Source organism: Pseudomonas sp. SAS7 (genome assembly GCF_052112345.1).
GTDB classification, from domain to species: Bacteria; Pseudomonadota; Gammaproteobacteria; order Pseudomonadales; family Pseudomonadaceae; genus Aquipseudomonas; species Aquipseudomonas putida_Q.
In genome coordinates this window covers 59,086-75,527 of sequence record NZ_JBEGGO010000006.1, presented here as the reverse complement: position 1 = coordinate 75,527, position 16,442 = coordinate 59,086, and the positions used below count along the sequence as shown (strand labels likewise).

The 16,442-nt window shown below is 63.7% G+C and carries 14 protein-coding genes; 7 read left to right on the top strand and 7 right to left on the bottom strand.

The window, feature by feature from the left end:
* Positions 1-125 precede the first annotated feature (125 nt).
* The 7 genes from cobG (at position 126) to ABI582_RS11595 (ending at position 6,635) form a co-directional block, all read left to right on the top strand.
* Positions 126-1,457 (top strand): precorrin-3B synthase, encoded by a 1,332-nt coding sequence (gene cobG, locus ABI582_RS11625; RefSeq protein WP_442119243.1) that lies wholly within the window; start codon positions 126-128, stop codon positions 1,455-1,457.
* The gene (locus tag ABI582_RS11620) at positions 1,450-2,076 is read left to right on the top strand and encodes a precorrin-8X methylmutase (RefSeq protein ID WP_016489386.1); all 627 of its coding nucleotides are present in this window, start codon (positions 1,450-1,452) and stop codon (positions 2,074-2,076) included. Before cobG ends, ABI582_RS11620 begins: the two co-directional genes overlap by 8 nt.
* Positions 2,076-2,807 carry a precorrin-2 C(20)-methyltransferase gene (locus ABI582_RS11615; protein WP_442119242.1) on the top strand — a complete coding sequence of 244 codons (732 nt, stop codon included), beginning with the start codon at positions 2,076-2,078 and terminating at the stop codon, positions 2,805-2,807. The genes ABI582_RS11620 and ABI582_RS11615 overlap by 1 nt, the downstream gene beginning before the upstream one ends.
* Complete coding sequence (gene cobJ, locus ABI582_RS11610; protein WP_442119241.1) at positions 2,795-4,492, top strand: precorrin-3B C(17)-methyltransferase; 1,698 nt, start codon at positions 2,795-2,797, stop codon at positions 4,490-4,492. Before ABI582_RS11615 ends, cobJ begins: the two co-directional genes overlap by 13 nt.
* A 93-nt stretch (positions 4,493-4,585) precedes the next feature.
* Complete coding sequence (locus tag ABI582_RS11605; RefSeq protein ID WP_338745375.1) at positions 4,586-5,266, top strand: hypothetical protein; 681 nt, start codon at positions 4,586-4,588, stop codon at positions 5,264-5,266.
* 59 nt (positions 5,267-5,325) lie between these two features.
* Positions 5,326-6,015 (top strand): hypothetical protein, encoded by a 690-nt coding sequence (locus ABI582_RS11600; RefSeq protein ID WP_338745374.1) that lies wholly within the window; start codon positions 5,326-5,328, stop codon positions 6,013-6,015.
* Positions 6,012-6,635, top strand: a complete 624-nt coding sequence (locus tag ABI582_RS11595; RefSeq protein ID WP_338745373.1) for a hypothetical protein — start codon at positions 6,012-6,014, stop codon at positions 6,633-6,635. Before ABI582_RS11600 ends, ABI582_RS11595 begins: the two co-directional genes overlap by 4 nt.
* On the opposite strand, the gene ABI582_RS11590 is transcribed toward ABI582_RS11595, so the two are convergent.
* The 7 genes from ABI582_RS11590 to ABI582_RS11560 all read right to left on the bottom strand — a co-directional run bounded on the left by ABI582_RS11590 (position 6,632) and on the right by ABI582_RS11560 (position 16,430).
* Positions 6,632-7,228, bottom strand: coding sequence for a MarC family protein (locus ABI582_RS11590; protein ID WP_338745372.1), 597 nt, complete (start codon positions 7,226-7,228; stop codon positions 6,632-6,634). The genes ABI582_RS11595 and ABI582_RS11590 overlap by 4 nt on opposite strands.
* Positions 7,229-7,389: 161 nt before the next feature.
* Positions 7,390-10,161: a response regulator gene (locus ABI582_RS11585; RefSeq protein ID WP_442119240.1), complete on the bottom strand. Its 2,772-nt coding sequence runs from the start codon at positions 10,159-10,161 to the stop codon at positions 7,390-7,392.
* Positions 10,162-10,311: 150 nt separating this feature from the next.
* Positions 10,312-11,607 carry a phosphoribosylamine--glycine ligase gene (purD, locus tag ABI582_RS11580; protein WP_442119239.1) on the bottom strand — a complete coding sequence of 432 codons (1,296 nt, stop codon included), beginning with the start codon at positions 11,605-11,607 and terminating at the stop codon, positions 10,312-10,314.
* Between the two features lie 186 nt (positions 11,608-11,793).
* Positions 11,794-13,401 (bottom strand): bifunctional phosphoribosylaminoimidazolecarboxamide formyltransferase/IMP cyclohydrolase, encoded by a 1,608-nt coding sequence (gene purH, locus ABI582_RS11575; RefSeq protein WP_306379819.1) that lies wholly within the window; start codon positions 13,399-13,401, stop codon positions 11,794-11,796.
* An 81-nt stretch (positions 13,402-13,482) separates the two neighbouring features.
* Complete coding sequence (gene fis, locus ABI582_RS11570) at positions 13,483-13,803, bottom strand: DNA-binding transcriptional regulator Fis (protein ID WP_003249693.1); 321 nt, start codon at positions 13,801-13,803, stop codon at positions 13,483-13,485.
* The gene (dusB, locus tag ABI582_RS11565; protein ID WP_016501818.1) at positions 13,800-14,813 is read right to left on the bottom strand and encodes a tRNA dihydrouridine synthase DusB; all 1,014 of its coding nucleotides are present in this window, start codon (positions 14,811-14,813) and stop codon (positions 13,800-13,802) included. The genes fis and dusB overlap by 4 nt, the downstream gene beginning before the upstream one ends.
* A gap of 258 nt (positions 14,814-15,071) precedes the next feature.
* Positions 15,072-16,430, bottom strand: coding sequence for a DUF3426 domain-containing protein (locus ABI582_RS11560; protein WP_442119238.1), 1,359 nt, complete (start codon positions 16,428-16,430; stop codon positions 15,072-15,074).
* Between the last annotated feature and the right edge of the window lie 12 nt (positions 16,431-16,442).

Below are 16,442 nucleotides of genomic sequence, written 5' to 3'. Positions count from 1 at the left end.
TGGGCTGCATGGCAGCCCCAAAATTTCAGCTCAAACTCGAATGATGCTCGACCACCGGCTTTTCATGCCGCCGGACAAAGCAGGCATAATACCGCGCCTTCTACACTCAAGCGCATTTTCACAGATTGCCGGACGCCCCTTTGACGCAGGCCCATGCCCCCAACGTTTCGCCCCGCCCCTCGGCCTGCCCGGGGTTGTGGCGCATTGTCAGTGCCCGTGATGGCGGCATCTGCCGCATCAAGCTGCCGGGCGGCCTGCTGCTGGCCGACCAGGCCGAAGCGGTGGCGACGGCAGCCGAGCGCTTCGCCGGCGGTGTGATCGAGGCCACCAACCGTGGCAATTTGCAGATTCGCGGCATTGGCAACGAGCATCGCGCCCTGGTCGAGACCCTGCTCGCCGCTGGCCTGGGCCCGCGCGACGCGGCCGGTGACGATGTGCGCAACCTGATGCTCAGCCCGCTGGCCGGGCATGACCCGGCGATGCTGCTGGACGCACGGCCTTTGGCGGGGCAGATCCTCGACCTGTTGGAAGGCACCCCGCGCTTTCACCAGCTGTCGGCCAAGTTTGCCGTGCAGCTGGATGCCGGCGAACGCCTGGCCATGCTCGAACACCCCCACGACCTGTGGCTATCGGCCCTGCGTCTGCAGCAGCAGACCTGGCTGGCGTTTGGCCTGGCGGGCTGCCCGGCGGACGGCCAGGTGCTCGGCGCGGTGCCGCTGGCGCAGGGCCTTGTGCTGGTGCGCGCGGTGCTGGAGCGCTTTCTCGACCTGGCAACCGCGACGCAGTCGCGCATGCGGCAGTTGCTCGAGGTGTACTCGGCAACCGATTTCGTCGATGGGCTCGGCCTGGACATCCGCCGCGATGCCGCCGTGCTCGCCTGGCAACGCACACAGCACCGCGCCTCTTGGCTGGGCACGCTGCCGCAGGCAGATGGCGTTGCCCTTGGCGTAGCCCCGCCGCAAGGCCGCCTGACCCCGGCCATGCTGCGCGGCGCAGCGCGGGTTGCCCGTGAACGGGGCGATGGCAGCTTGCGCCTGAGCCCCTGGCAAAGCCTGGTGCTGACCAACCTGCAAGCCGACCACATCGACCAAGCCCAGGCTGAACTGTCGGCCCTGGGCCTGCTGTGCCACGACCATGAACCCCTGGCGCGCATCAGCGCCTGCACCGGTGCCAGCGGCTGCGCCAAGGCGCTTGCCGAAACCAAGGCCGACGCCGCTGCCCTGGCCGCGCTGCTGGGCCCTGGCGTGCCCGCCAGCGTGCACCTGTCTGGCTGCCCCCGTTCCTGCGCCGTGGCCCATGTTGCCCCGGCCACCCTGCTGGCCCGGTCGCCGGGCCGTTATGACCTCTATCTGCGTGACGCGCGCCAGCCGGGCTTCGGCGCCCTGCGCGGCACCGACCTTACCTTGAATGAAGCAGGCGCCATGCTCGACCTGCCGACGGAGCACCTTGATGATTGACTACATCCGCGATGGTCAGGAGATCTATCGCAATTCCTTCCGGATCATCCGTGAGGAAGCCCGACTCGAGCGGATCCCCGCAGACCTCGAAAAGCTCGCCGTGCGCGTGATCCATGCCTGTGGCATGGTCGATGCCATCGATGGCCTGCAGTTCTCCGAAGGCGCCGGCCGTGCCGGGCGAGAGGCGCTGCTCAACGGCGCGCCAATCCTGTGCGATGCGCACATGGTCGCCGAAGGCATCACCCGGGCCCGCCTGCCAGCCGACAACAAAGTCATCTGCACCCTGCGCGACCCAAGCGTACCGGGCCTGGCCAAGGACGCCGGCAACACCCGTTCTGCCGTAGCCCTTGAGCTGTGGCGTCCGTACCTGGAAGGCAGTGTGGTGGTGATCGGCAATGCGCCCACCGCCCTGTTCTACCTGCTGGAGATGATTGACGCTGGCGCACCCAAGCCGGCGCTGATCCTCGGCTTCCCGGTCGGTTTCGTCGGCGCTGCCGAGTCCAAGGCGATGCTCGCTGCCGACAGCCGTGGCGTGCCGTTCGTGATCATGCAAGGCCGCCTGGGCGGCAGCGCGATGGCCGCCGCCGCGGTCAACGCCCTGGCCACGGAGGTGGAGTGATGGCGCCGCGTGGACGTCTGCTGGGCCTGGGCGTGGGCCCGGGCGACCCTGAACTGATCACCCTCAAGGCCCTGCGCCTGCTGCGCGAAGCGCCAGTGGTCGGCTACTTCGTGGCCAAGGGCAAGCGTGGCAATGCCTTTGGCATCATCGAGGCACACTTGCAAGCGCAGCAGACGCTGTTGCCGCTGGTGTACCCGGTCACCACCGAAGCCCTACCGGCGCCGCTTTCCTATGAGCAGGTGATCAGCGACTTCTACGACGAAGCCAGCGTACAGGTGGCCGAGCACCTGGATGCCGGTCGCGACGTGGCGGTGATCTGCGAAGGCGACCCGTTCTTTTACGGGTCCTACATGTACCTGCACGACCGCCTGGCGCAGCGCTATGAAGCCGAAGTGATCCCCGGCGTGTGCTCGATGCTCGGTAGCGCCTCGGTGCTGGGTGCGCCGCTGGTGTACCGCAACCAGAGCCTGTCGGTCTTGTCTGGCGTGTTACCCGCCGAAGAGCTCAAGCGCCGCCTGGCCGACGCCGATGCAGCGGTGATCATGAAGCTTGGGCGCAATTTCCCTAAAGTACGCGAAGTACTGACCGAACTGGGCCTGCACGAGCGCGCGCTGTATGTGGAGCGGGCCACCATGGCCAACCAGAAGATCGTGCCGCTGGACCAGGTCGACCCACAGTCGTCGCCGTACTTCTCGCTGATCATCGTGCCGGGGGAAAAATGGCAGGGCTGAGCATGCACAAGGCACCAGCAATCATCATTCTTGGCCCCGGCAGCCTGGCGACGGCGCAGCGTATCCAGCAGTGTTATCCACAGGCTACGATCCATGGCCTGGAGGGGCGTGTCGAGGGTGCAGACCAATCGTACACCTCGTTCGGCGATACCCTGCGCGGGTTGTACCAGCAGGACACGCCGATCATCGCCCTGTGCGCTGCGGGCATTGTCATCCGCAGCCTGGCCAGCCTGCTCAGCGAAAAGGGCAGCGAGCCGCCGGTACTGGCCGTGGCCGAGGATGGCAGTGCGGTGGTGCCGCTGCTCGGTGGCCTGGGTGGTGTGAACGTGATGGCACGCGAAATCGCAGAGATACTGGGCGTTGCTGCTGCGATCACCACCAGTGGCGAGCTGCGCTTCGGCACTTGCCTGCTGAACCCGCCGCAGGGTTATGCACTGGCGGATATCGAGCAAGGCAAGCGCTTTGTCTCCGACCTGCTGGCCGGCGAGGCGGTGCGCGTCGAAGGCGATGCACCTTGGCTGGAGCAGGCGCAGCTCCCCGCCAGCGAGAGCGCCCGGCGCACCATCCATGTCGGCCATCAGGCACGCCTGAGCAGCCGTGATGAGCTGCTGATCCACCCGCGTTCGGTGGTGGTGGGCGTCGATACCGCTGACCTGCAAAGCATCCGCGCCGCGCTGCAGGCGGCGGGTATCGCCGAACAATCGCTGGCTTGCCTGCTGGCTGGCGAGCACGCCATGGCTGATGCAGCCTTGCACGAGGCCGCGCAGGCCCTTGGCGTGGCGCTGCGTTTTGCGGCCAAGCCTGGCGACCTGCGAGGCATGCTGGCCCAGGCGCTGCCCGGCGCCGAGCTGATCGAGCAGGCGGATACCGTCATCGCCGTGGCCCCGGCGCCGGTGGATGCCGCGCAGGTCGGCCGCCGTCGTGGCCGGCTGGCGGTGATCGGCCTCGGCCCTGGCGCTGCCGAGCTAATGGTGCCGGCGGTCAAGGCCGAGCTGGCACGCGCCGAGGACATCCTCGGCTACGAAACCTACGTGCGCATGGCCGGGCCGTTCCGTGACGACCAGGTGATGCACTGCACCGACAACCGTGAAGAGATGCAGCGCGCCCGGCATGCCTTCGAGCTGGCGGCACAAGGCCGTTCGGTGGTGGTGGTCTCGTCTGGCGACCCAGGCGTGTTCGCCATGGCCGCTGCAGTGCTCGAAGCGCTGCACGAATCCAGTGACCCGGCCTGGCATCGCGTCGACCTCGAGATCCTGCCAGGGGTGTCGGCCTCGCTCGCTACCGCTGCGCAGGCGGGGGCACCGCTGGGGCACGACTTCTGCGTGATGTCGCTGTCGGACAACCTCAAGCCCTGGGCGATCATTGAAAAGCGCCTGGACCTGGCGGCCCAGGCTGACCTGGTACTGGCCTTCTACAACCCGATTTCCAAGTCCAGGCCGCACCAGCTCGGGGTGGCGCTGGAGGTTGTGCGTCGCCACCGCGAGGGGAACACGCCTGTAGTCCTTGGGCGCGACATCGGTAGGCCGGGGCAGACGCTTAAGGTAGTCACCTTGGCCGAGCTGCTGCCGGAAATGGTCGATATGCGCACCATGGTTCTGGTCGGCTCCTCTACAACCTGTGTATTCCCTCGTCTGTCAGGCGGGGTGTGGGCCTACACGCCGCGTTGGTACCCCACCGCCAGCTAGTTGCGTCGGAAACCCTTCAGCGCGCTTCGTGGTAAGCGCGCTGGCTAAGGTGATTGCCCCTGGTTCAAGGGGCAACCATCAAGGAGTTTCCAGATGTCCGATGCAACACAAATCACCACCACCGATGCCGCCATCCTGGTAGAAGGCAACCTGCTTGCCTGCGGCGCGGGCATGTCTGCGCAAAGCCGTCACGATGTGAAAAATGCCTTCCACTTCGCCACATTGGTAGCCGACAAAGCCTTCAATGCCGAAAAGCAGAGCCGGGAGTGGTACGACAAATTCATCGATGTCATGCGTGACCTTGGCTTTACCATCCCACGCCGTACCTTCGACCTTGAAACTTCGGCGGAACTGTCTGTCACCGTAGGCGCCGTGGCCATCCGGGTGATAGGTGTGGTTGGCAATGCGATGTTGGGCGGCACCAAGCTGGGTGAAGTGGCAAAGATGGCCTTCGACAAACTGACCACTGTCGAAAACGACGCCAAGGTGATCGATCACAAGCGCAAGAACAAAGCCAGGGGCATGGTTGGCATGGCCGCCTGCATTGAAACCGAAAACAACGATGTGGTCATGGTAGTGAGCTGCATCCAGGCATCTGCCCCAACACTGGACGACGACGTGCTGGGCATCCAGTGGAAGCTGGACAGGACCGAGTACTACGCCGGCACGGCAGTGCTCACCCTCAATAACTTTGTCTACGACAAAATCCGCGAAACCGTAGAAAACAAACTCGGCGTGCGCAGTGTCGAGAACGTGCTCGAGTACGACATCTGATTGCCCGGCGGCGTAGTCGCAACGCCGCCTTGTTCGGTTCTTTGTGATGAGGTAACACGATGGATAGAGCAGCTGAGCAACTAATGTTGATTGGCGGAACAGCATTGCTGTATTCGCCCGGCGCAGTCGAGGCACAACGCCAGGCCGCTTTCGATTCAGTCCTGTATGCACAGTTGGTAGCCAACAAGCACGCCGGTTCACGCGTTGACAATTATGAAAGCTGGTATGCCGCGTATCGGGAGGCCTACCGCCAACTGGGCTGGATCAAGCTGGCCAGTACCCATGACCTGAAACCATTGGGGCGACCTGTGCGCAACGCGCATATACAGCCACTTGAAGCGTGGCTGAAGATGCGTTCGCTTCGCCATGAGGCCGTGCTGGCGGCGATAAAGACGGGCCTTGGCAAATCTGCCGAAGGCTTCCGGCACTTGCTGAAGTTCTGCGCGCATGATCAGGCGCAGTGCTCCACGCTGGTCATCGAACTTGGCGTACTCAAGCCGGGGCCGGCGCTGGACCTGTGCAGCATCTCGCTGCAAATCGACAAGCCACTGTCGCTCGTTTCGCTGGAGACATTTCTGGGCGAACAAGTACTTGAGGGCGAGGCCGAGTTCAACGGCGTTTCCCTGGCGTTGGATGAGGGGCGCTTCCAACGCCAGCGTGATGAATTGCAGGCCTTGATGAAAACCAAGGATGCACAGGCCGTTTACCGGTTCGACCCTTACGCACAACCTACAGGAGCAGCATCATGAGTGAAGCCACGTCTGCCGTGATCGGCGCTGGGATTGTTTCGTTCTTGCCGGGCATCGACGCCGCGCAGAAAAACAAGGTGAAACTGGCCTTGGCAATGGCCGAAAGAGCCACTGATACCGCTTACAAAGAGGGGCTGATTAAAGACTGGTTCGCTTATTACCGTAACCAGCTCAAATTCATGGGGTGGGATGCGGTAACGGCTGAGCAGATCCATTGGCCGGACAAGACGCGTACGCAACAGACGGATCACGTGCTGCAGACCCTGTCTAAAACTGCCGGGGACAGCTTTGCGTCGTCGGTCAAAGTGTCCATGCAAACGTTGCTGACCAAACCGTCGGTGCTGAAGGAACTCGAGAAAAAGGCATACGAGATGCAGCACTTTCAAGTGTTGGCCTGCGCGCCGGCCGGTAATAACCGTGTCGACATGGTGATTTACCACGAAACGGACAAGCAGTCTGTTTTCAGTGCAGGGTTCATCAGCCGCAAGCGCAGTTACAAGAATGTGCGTGCGGAACTGGTCCGGTTCAATATTCTGGCCTTTGAGAACAGCGTATTGCCGAAAGTGCAGGAAAGCGTCGTCAAGGTATCCCTCGCGCGCATTCATGACTATGCCATCTAAGGCATCAGGTACCCTTTTATCCCGGTAAAGATGATCTGCGCCGCCAGGGCACAGACGAACAGCCCCATCAGACGGCTGACGATCTGCAGGCCCTGGTCGCCGAGGATCCGCTCGATACCGTGCGACAGGTAAAGCACCAGGCCGACAGTGAAGCTGGCCAGCGCGATACTGACGATGGCCAGCAGTTTGTCGTCCCAGTGCGGCTGGCTTACACCCATCACCAACAGTGCACCGATGGTACCGGGGCCAACCGTCAGTGGAATGGTCAGTGGTACGATGGTCACATCCTGCTGCACGTTATCGGCCTGCACCGCCGGCTTGCCCTGGGCCATGCCCAATGCCGAGATGAACAGCACGCTGCCGGCACCGATGCGGAAGGCGTCGGCGGTGATGCCGAAAATGCCGAAGATCACCCGACCGAATAGGTACAGCAGCACGCTGGCGACCAGGGCTGCGAAGGCGACCTTCCAGGCCAGTTGCTTGCGCTCCTTGCTGGAGTGGCCGCGGGTCAGGCTGATGAAGCACGACAACACGAAGAACGGGCTGTAGAGCACGAGCATTTTCAGGTAGACGCTGAACAACTCATGGAGCATTAGCGCTGATCCTTGGCGAATGAGGGGTCATGTAGGAGCGGCCTTGTGTCGCGATCGGGCTGCGCAGCAGCCCCGGTTTCCAGGTTGTAGCATAGACCTTGGGGCTGCTACGCAGCCCGATCGCGACACAAGGCCGCTCCTACAGAAGCACCAGGTGCGGGCTAGGAAGTATGCGCCGGGTCCACCTTGGCTTCCCGGTGATTGGCCCAGTACTGGATCAGTTCGCGCAACTGCGACAGCTCGACCGGCTTGGCCATGTGCCCGTCCATGCCCGCCAGCCGGGCGCGTTCCTTGTGTTCTGTGAGAATGTGTGCGGTCAGCGCCACCACCGGGGTGCGCTGGCGCTGGTTGGCGGTTTCCCAGGCACGCAGCTGCTGGGTGGCCGAGAAACCGTCCAGAACCGGCATCTCGCAGTCCATCAGCACCAGGTCATAGCGCTGGTTTTTCATCGCCTGCAGGGCCTCTTCGCCATTGCACGCGGTGTCGGGCTCAAGGTTCAGCTTGCCAAGCATGCCGCGTATCACCTTGGTCGAAATGCTGTTGTCTTCGGCAACCAGCACGCGGAAGTCGCCGGGCAGGTCCAGCGCCTGCGGGACACCGGGCAGGCTGGCCGGCACTGCCTGATCGCGGCCGCGCTGGGCCAGTTCTTCGGCCAGGGTGGTTTTCAGCGTGTAGCCGGCCACCGGCTTGGCTAGTATCCGTTTCACCCCGGCATTGCGTGCGATGACCTTGCTCGGCGCATTGCTGATGCCGGTGAGCATCACCACCAGGATGTCGTGGTTCAGGCTCGGGTCTTCCTTGATCTTGGCGGCCAGCTGCATGCCGGTCATGCCGGGCATGTTCTGGTCCAGCAGCACCGCGTCGAAGTAGTCGCGCAGGTGTGCCTTGGTACGCAGAAGGGCCAGGGCCTCCTTGCCTGACGGCACCGCGCTGACGTTCATGCCCCAGGCGCTGCATTGTTGCACCAGCACCTTGCGGCAGGTGTCATTGTCGTCCACCACCAACACGCGGGCATCGCGCAGCGGGCTGTCGAGGTCGGCCGGTGGCTGTTCCAGGCGAGAAGGGTCCAGCGGCAGGGTCAACCACAAGGTGTTGCCCATGCCGGTGCTGCTCTTTATGCCGAACTCGCCCTGCATCAGGCCGATCAGCTGCTTGGCGATGACCAGCCCCAGGTGGCCGCCCAGTTTGTTGCTGGACAGGAAATGGTGGCTGTGCAACTCCGCCTGCAACAAGGCTTCACGGTCTGCTGCAGCCAACGGCTCGCCGCTGTCCTGCACGGCGATGCGCAGGCGCGGTACCTCACCCCGTTGGTCCAGCGCCACCACCAGCAGGATCTCGCCCTGGTCGGTGTTTTTCAGGGCGTTTTCCAGCAGGCTCGACAAGGCTTGGCGCAGGCGTGTCGGGTCGCCGCTGATCACCCGCGGTACTTGCGGCTGGGTGAAGCTGATCAGCTCGATGTTCTGCTGCTCGGCCTTGGCGCGGAAGATGTTCAGGCAGTCCTCGATCAGCGCATTGAGGTCGAATTGCACGTCATCCAGTTCGATCTGCCGGGATTCGAGCTTGGAAATGTCGAGAATCTCGTTGATCAGCGTCAGCAGCTCGTTGCCGGCGCTGTGGATGGTCTGCACGTAGTCACGTTGTTTGACGGACAGCGGTGTGCCCAGCAGCAGTTCGGTCATGCCCAGCACGCCGTTCATGGGGGTGCGGATTTCGTGGCTGATCTTGGCCAAGAACTCGGCCTTGGCGTTTATTTCGGCATCGCTTGCGGCCAAAGCCCGGCTGGCGCTGAAGCGCTCCTCGCTCATGCGGCGTAGGCGCTCGCTGACTGCCAGGTTGAGCAGCAGGCCGCTGGCCACGGCCAGCCCCAGCAGGACGCACAGCAGCCAGGGCGTCGAGGTGCGGGTCAGGCCCAGCAGTGCCGGCAGCAGCACCAGGCCGCCCAGGTTGAACACCACCATGGCCAGGCTGAACAGGCGGCCAGGTGCGTAGCCCCGGTACCAGTGGTAGCTGCTGACCAGCAGCATGCTCACGCTGCCCAGGGCCATCAGGGCGTAGGTCATCAGGTTGAGCGGCAGGGTGTCGACGAACAACAGCACCAGCCCGCTGAGCCCGACCACCAGCATTTCGCCCTGCAGCAGACGGTTGATCCGCGGGGCGTTGCACGGGGTGAAGAAGTGCTGGGTGAAATACAGCCCCGCCAGGCCGGCCAGTACCAGTGTCAGGTAGGCGGCCGGGGTTTGCGCGTTGTGCCACACGTGCCACCAGGGGCCGCTGAGGTTCAGTAGGATCAGCCCGCTGAGCAGCATCAGCCCGTGATACAACGCCAGGATCAGGGTGGTGGTGGAGCGGCTGTAGAGGAAGCGGATCAGGTTGTGCAGGATCAACATGACCAGGCCGCCGAACAGCATGCCGAACAGCAGTGGCTGGCTCTGGTCCGAGGCGGCTACGGCCGCAGGTTCCAGGCTGATGGCCGGGCGCAACTGGTGCTCGGAGACCAGGCGCAGGTAGATGTCCAGCGGTTGCCGGCTGTTGGGCAGGGGCAGTACATGGTCGCTGCCACGCAGGGTCGGGCTGGCAGTGCCGGCCTGGCGCCCGTGGTGCAACTGACGCAGAAGTTGGTCGCCTTCGAGGGCGTAGAGGTCAAGGCCAGACAGGTCGGGCGCGAATACCCGAAGCAGTTGCTCCTGGTCGCCGGGTTCCAGGCGGTAGTGCAGCCACAAGGCCTGTTCCGGCGGCGCGGCATCCAGCTCGGCAAGCACCAGCGGGCTGAACTGGTTGCGGTAGCGCTCGGAGCGCACATCGCTCAGTTGCAGGTTGGCCTGTTCGTCGAGCAGAACGGTCCAGCCTCCGTCATGCTCGGCGGCAGCCGGTAACATGCAGAGCAAGGTCAGCAAGGTGACGATCAGAGCTGAGGCAATCCGAAGCCGACGCACTACGAGATCCCTTCTTAGCCGATGTGCCGGGTACTAACTATGCGCGGCGCGCCAAGTCGAAAGCAAGGCCCGTGCCGGGCCTTGTCGACGAGCCGGATGCCGTGCGCCGGGCGGTTGACAGCCCTTTGCGGCACGGCGTTCCGGTAGTGCTTACTGCTGGTGCTCACCGCGCTCGCGGGCGATAGCCCGGTAGCCGATGTCGGTGCGGTAGAAGCTGCCGTTCCAGCTCACTTCCTTGGCCAGGCGGTAAGCCTGCTGCTGCGCATCGGCAACCGTGCTGCCCATTGCCGTGGCGCACAGTACGCGCCCGCCGTTGGTGGCCACTTGGCCGTCCTTGAGCGAAGTACCGGCATGGAACACCTTGCCTTCGATCTTGGCTGCTGCGTCCAGGCCGCTGATCACGTCGCCCTTGGCGTAGTCGCCCGGGTAACCGCCAGCCGCCAGCACAACGCCCAGGCTCGGGCGTGGGTCCCACTGGGCTTCGACCTTGTCCAGCGCCTTGGCGAACGCGGCTTCGATCAGCAGCACCAGGCTCGACTCCAGGCGCAGCATGACCGGCTGGGTCTCTGGGTCGCCGAAGCGGCAGTTGAACTCGATGACCTTGGGGTTGCCTGCCTTGTCGATCATCAGGCCAGCATAGAGGAAGCCGGTGTAGACGTTGCCTTCCTCGGCCATGCCGCGCACGGTTGGCCAGATCACCTGGTCCATCACGCGCTGGTGCACGTCGGCGGTAACGACCGGGGCAGGGGAGTAGGCACCCATGCCGCCGGTGTTCGGGCCGGTGTCCTGGTCGCCGACGCGCTTGTGGTCCTGGCTGGTGGCCATGGGCAGCACGTTGTGGCCGTCGACCATGACGATGAAGCTGGCTTCTTCGCCGTCCAGGAACTCTTCGATCACCACACGCGAACCGGCTTCACCGAAGGCGTTGCCGGCCAGCATGTCACGCACGGCGGCTTCGGCTTCTTCGAGGGTCATGGCGACGATCACGCCTTTGCCCGCAGCCAGGCCGTCGGCCTTGATCACGATCGGCGCACCTTTTTCTTGCAGGTAGGCCAGCGCCGGCTCGATTTCGGTGAAGTTCTGGTAGTCGGCGGTCGGGATCTTGTGACGCGCCAGGAAGTCCTTGGTAAAGGCCTTGGAGCCTTCCAGCTGGGCGGCACCTTTGTTTGGGCCGAAGCAGTCCAGGCCACGGCTGCGGAACAGGTCGACCACACCGATGACCAGCGGTGCTTCCGGGCCGACGATGGTCAGGTCGACGTTTTTCTCGGCGAAGTCGGCCAGTTGTTCCAGGGCGCACACGTCGATGGCGACGTTCTCGCACTTGGCTTCAATGGCGGTGCCGGCGTTGCCTGGGGCAACGAAGACTTTCTCGACGCGTGGGTCCTGGGCAACTTTCCAGGCCAGGGCGTGCTCACGGCCGCCGCTGCCGATGATCAAAACTTTCATGTCAAAACCTCGAATTCTGTTTGGCGCCGATCCCGCTTCCTGTAGGAGCGGCCTTGTGTCGCGAAAGGGGCGCGTAGCGGCCCCAGGGTTTCAGCTTCGCCGCAGAAATTGCCGGGGCCGCTCTGCGGCCCTTTCGCGACACAAGGCCGCTCCTACAAAGAGGGCCAGGGTCGGCCTGACAATTGTTTAGTGGCGGAAGTGGCGCATACCGGTGAACACCATCGCGATGCCGGCTTCGTCAGCGGCGGCAATCACCTCGGCATCACGCATCGAGCCACCCGGCTGGATCACGGCGCTGATACCCACTTTAGCCGCATTGTCGATGCCATCACGGAACGGGAAGAACGCATCCGATGCCATGACTGCGCCTTGCACTTGCAGGCCAGCATGCTCGGCCTTGATTGCAGCAATGCGGGCGGAGTTGACGCGGCTCATCTGGCCAGCGCCGACGCCGATGGTCTGGCGCTGCTTGGCGTAGACAATGGCGTTGGACTTGACGAACTTGGCCACTTTCCAGGCAAACACCAGGTCGTGGATTTCTTGCTCAGTCGGGGCACGCTTGGTGACGATCTTCAGGTCGTCTGCGGTGATCATGCCGATATCGCGGCTTTGCACCAGCAGGCCACCGTTGACGCGCTTGAAGTCCCAACCGGCAGCGCGCTCAGCTGGCCACTCGCCGCACTCCAGCAGGCGTACGTTCTGCTTGGCAGCTACCACGTCGCGGGCAGCCTGGGAAATTTTCGGGGCGATGATCACTTCGACGAACTGGCGCTCGACGATGGCCTTGGCGGTTTCGCCGTCCAGTTCGCGGTTGAAGGCAATGATGCCGCCGAAGGCCGACTCGGTATCGGTGGCGTAGGCCAGGTCGTAGGCCTTGCGGATGCCGCCTTCGTCTTCAGGCACAACGGCCACGCCGCACGGGTTGGCGTGCTTGACGATGACACAGGCGGGCTTGACGAAGCTCTTCACGCACTCCAGCGCGGCGTCGGTGTCGGCCACGTTGTTGAACGACAGCTCCTTGCCCTGCAGCTGGATGGCGGTGGAAATGCTGGCTTCGCCTTTTTTGGCTTCTACGTAGAACGCCGCGCTCTGGTGCGGGTTCTCGCCGTAGCGCATTTCCTGGGCCTTGACGAACTGGCTATTGAAGGTGCGCGGGAATTCGCTGCGTGCGGAAGTCGAAAGGGTGTCCTTGGCCTGGTCGATGGTGCCCATGTAGTTGGCGATCATGCCGTCGTAAGCCGCAGTGTGCTCGAACGCCTTGAGCATCAGGTCGAAGCGCTGGGCGTAGGTCAGGCCGCCGGCCTTGAGGCCTTCGACGATGCCGGCGTAGTCACTGGCGTTGACCACGATAGCAACGTCTTTGTGGTTCTTGGCTGCCGAACGGACCATGGTCGGGCCGCCGATGTCGATGTTCTCGATGGCGGTCGGCAGGTCACAGCCAGGCTTGGAAATGGTGGCTTCGAACGGGTACAGGTTGACCGCAACCAGGTCGATCGGCTTGATGCCGTGCTCGTTCATGATGGCGTCGTCGGTGCCGCGACGGCCGAGGATGCCACCGTGGATTTTCGGGTGCAGGGTCTTGACCCGGCCATCCATCATTTCGGCAAAGCCGGTGTAGTCGGCCACTTCCACCGCGTTCACGCCGTTGTCCTTGAGCAGCTTGTAGGTGCCGCCGGTGGACAGGATCTCGACACCGAGCTGCTGCAGCTCACGGGCGAATTCGAGGATACCGGTCTTGTCGGAGACGCTGATCAGGGCGCGGCGGACTGGCAGGCGGGTAGTCTGGTCGGTCATTTCGGGTTCCAATAACGCGGTGGAGTCTGCAAAAAAGGCGCCTCTGTTCAGGGAGCCGCCTTTTCTGGTTGGGATTCTGGCTTACAGCAAGTCGTACTGCTTGAGCTTCTTGCGCAGGGTGCCTCGGTTCAGCCCGAGCATCTCGCTGGCCTTGGTCTGGTTGCCCTTCACGTAGTTCATCACGCTTTCGAGCAGGGGCGCCTCCACTTCGGAGAGCACCAGGTTGTACACGTCCGTGACGGTCGCGCCTTCCAGGTGGGCGAAGTAGTTGTGCAGCGCCTTCTCGACGCTGTCGCGAAGGGTCTGGCCCTCTTCGCTCGGCGTGTTGAGGTGCTGTTTCAGGTTGGCGTTGTCGCTCACGGGCGTTGTTCCACTCACAAAATTCTCGGTCATCATCGTCATGCGGCCACCCCTTGTCCGTCCTCTGTCTCAAGGCTCTGTCGACGCTCGCTGAAAAACGCACGAACGTTGGCGCACTGCGCTTGTGTGTCTTCCAAAGCGTTGAACCGGGAGCGAAACTCCTTGCCGCCGGGTCGTGTTGCCAGGTACCAGCCAACGTGCTTGCGGGCGATACGTACGCCCATCACATCGCCATAAAAGGCATGCAACGCGGCCAGGTGCTCCAGCAGGATGCGTTCCACTTCGTCCAGTTGCGGCGCTGGCAGGTATTCGCCAGTGCGCAGGTAATGCTCGATCTCGCGAAAGATCCATGGCCGCCCCTGGGCAGCCCGGCCGATCAACAGGCCGTCGACCCCGGTGGCATCCAGCACCGCCCGGGCCTTTTCTGGCGAAGTGATATCGCCATTGGCAAACACCGGGATAGACACCGCTTGCTTGATGGCCGCGATGGTGTCGTATTCGGCTTCGCCGGTGTACAGGTCGGCGCGTGTGCGGCCATGCACCGCCAGCGCCTGGATGCCGGCCTGTTCGGCGATCTTCGCCACGTTCAGGCCGTTCTTGTTTGCCCGGTCCCAACCGGTGCGGATCTTCAGGGTCACCGGGACGTCCACAGCGCCGACCACGGCGTGGAGAATCTCGCTGACCAATGCTTCATCTCTCAATAAAGCAGAGCCTGCAGCTTTGTTGCAGACTTTTTTTGCCGGGCAGCCCATGTTGATGTCGATGATCTGGGCACCCGCTTCGACGTTGGCCTTTGCTGCCGCAGCCATCATCTGCGCATCACCACCGGCGATCTGCACCGAGCGTGGCTCGGGATCACCTTCATGGATGCGGCGCAGGCTCGACTTGCGGCTGTTCCACAGGCTCATGTCGCTGGAGACCATTTCCGATACCACCATGCCCGCGCCCAGGCGCTTGCAAAGTGTACGGAAAGGTTGGTCCGTGACCCCGGCCATGGGCGCGAGGATCAGGTTGTTGCGTAGTGTGTATGGGCCGATGCGTACCGCCGACATAGGTGATCCCTGTTGTGGGGCCGAATCTTGGAGTTCGAAAAAGGGTGGGCATGATACCCGCTCTCGGTGACCGGATAAAGATGGATTTGGATAAAATCTGAACAGTTGTCGGCTTATGACTTTTGGTATGAGCCAGGACCCGGGTATCGCGCGGCCCCCTGTGGGAGCGGGCGCGCCCGCGAAGCAGGCGCCGCGGTGCATGGCACGGGCTTTTTGCCCGTGTTCGCGGGCATGCCCGCTCCCACAGGGTTGTGCTGACTATTCCGGCGAACGGAAGCTGAGGCTGTAGTTCACGGCCTTTGGCCCCGGGTCGAGGATGTCCAGGGCGATATGGATCGGCGTCTGGCTTGGCATGTCGCCACGCCCGGCCAACTCACCGGACAGGTACTCGCTGGGCTTGAAGCGCCGGCTGGCGATCAGTTGGCCATTGAGGTCGGCAAAACGCAGTTCCAGCAGCGGGAACGGTTGAGCGAACGGCGCACGGTTGTAGATGATCGCGTCGACGATCAGGGCGCCTTTGAAGTCCGGGTGGCTGCGCACCACCAGGTTGCTGCTCTTGATTCTTGCGATATCGACGCGGGTCGGCACCTGGCACCCGACGATCGGGCAAATTTGCTGGAAGATCGGCCGGTACTGGTCCTGGCGGGCCATTTCGTCGAAGTGGAACCATACATACTGGAACGCCAGCAGGCCAGCCGCCAGCAGGGTCAGGAAGCCCCATAGCAGGCGCTTGCCCCAGTTGGGCGCGGGTTTTTCCCAGCCCAGTTGCAGCGGGTCGTCCACTACATCGACCAGCGGCTCCTTGCGCACCGGGCGTTCGGGCTTGCTGGCAAGGCCTGGCTCCAGGCGTTCACCCGGCAGCGGCTCGACAGGGTCGTCGTCGCGCGCCGACAGGTGCAGCGCCAGCGGTTCATCGTCGCGGGCGCTCAGGCCTTTTTCCGGGTTTTCATCATCGCTGGCGTGCAGCGGTTCGCTGAATGCGGGCTGGTCATCGGCTTCGGCTGCGCGGTGTACGGGCGGCTCGTCATCGATGTCCATGTCAAGGTTACTGCCCAGGGTCGGCTCGGTGCGCTCGCCGGGTGCAGGCTCCAGGTCCAGTTCCAGCGGCTGCGGCTCCAGCAACACAGGTGCGGGCTCTGCCGGCGCTTGCGGCTCGAAGGGCTCATCGGTGGCGTTGCCGAACAAGTCGTCCGCATGCTCGTCCGGGTGCAGTTCGTCACGCCGCGCCTGCAGCCCGCCATCCAGGTTGGCGGGGCGTGCGGGGGCCGGCTGGCCGCGCCGCTCCAGGCGTGCCAGTTCCTGGTCGAGGTCGAGTGCGTCCAGCGCCTGGGCGGTCAGGGCCCAGTCCTCGTCAGGCGTGATGCTGCGCTCGCGGGTGACAGGCTCGGGCGTAATCGGCGGCTCGACCACTGGCTCGGCAGGTGCCGCTTGCACAGGCGCCGGTACCGGCAACTCAGGTGCGCTGGCACGGTTTTGCTCCAGCAGTTGCTTGGCGGCATTGAACACCTGCAGGCAATGGCCGCAGCGAACCACGCCGCGGGCCACGCTCAACTGGTGGTGGGTGACGCGAAAGCTGGTCTGGCAATGCGGGCACTGGGTGACGAAACTGTCGGTCATGCGGCAATCCGG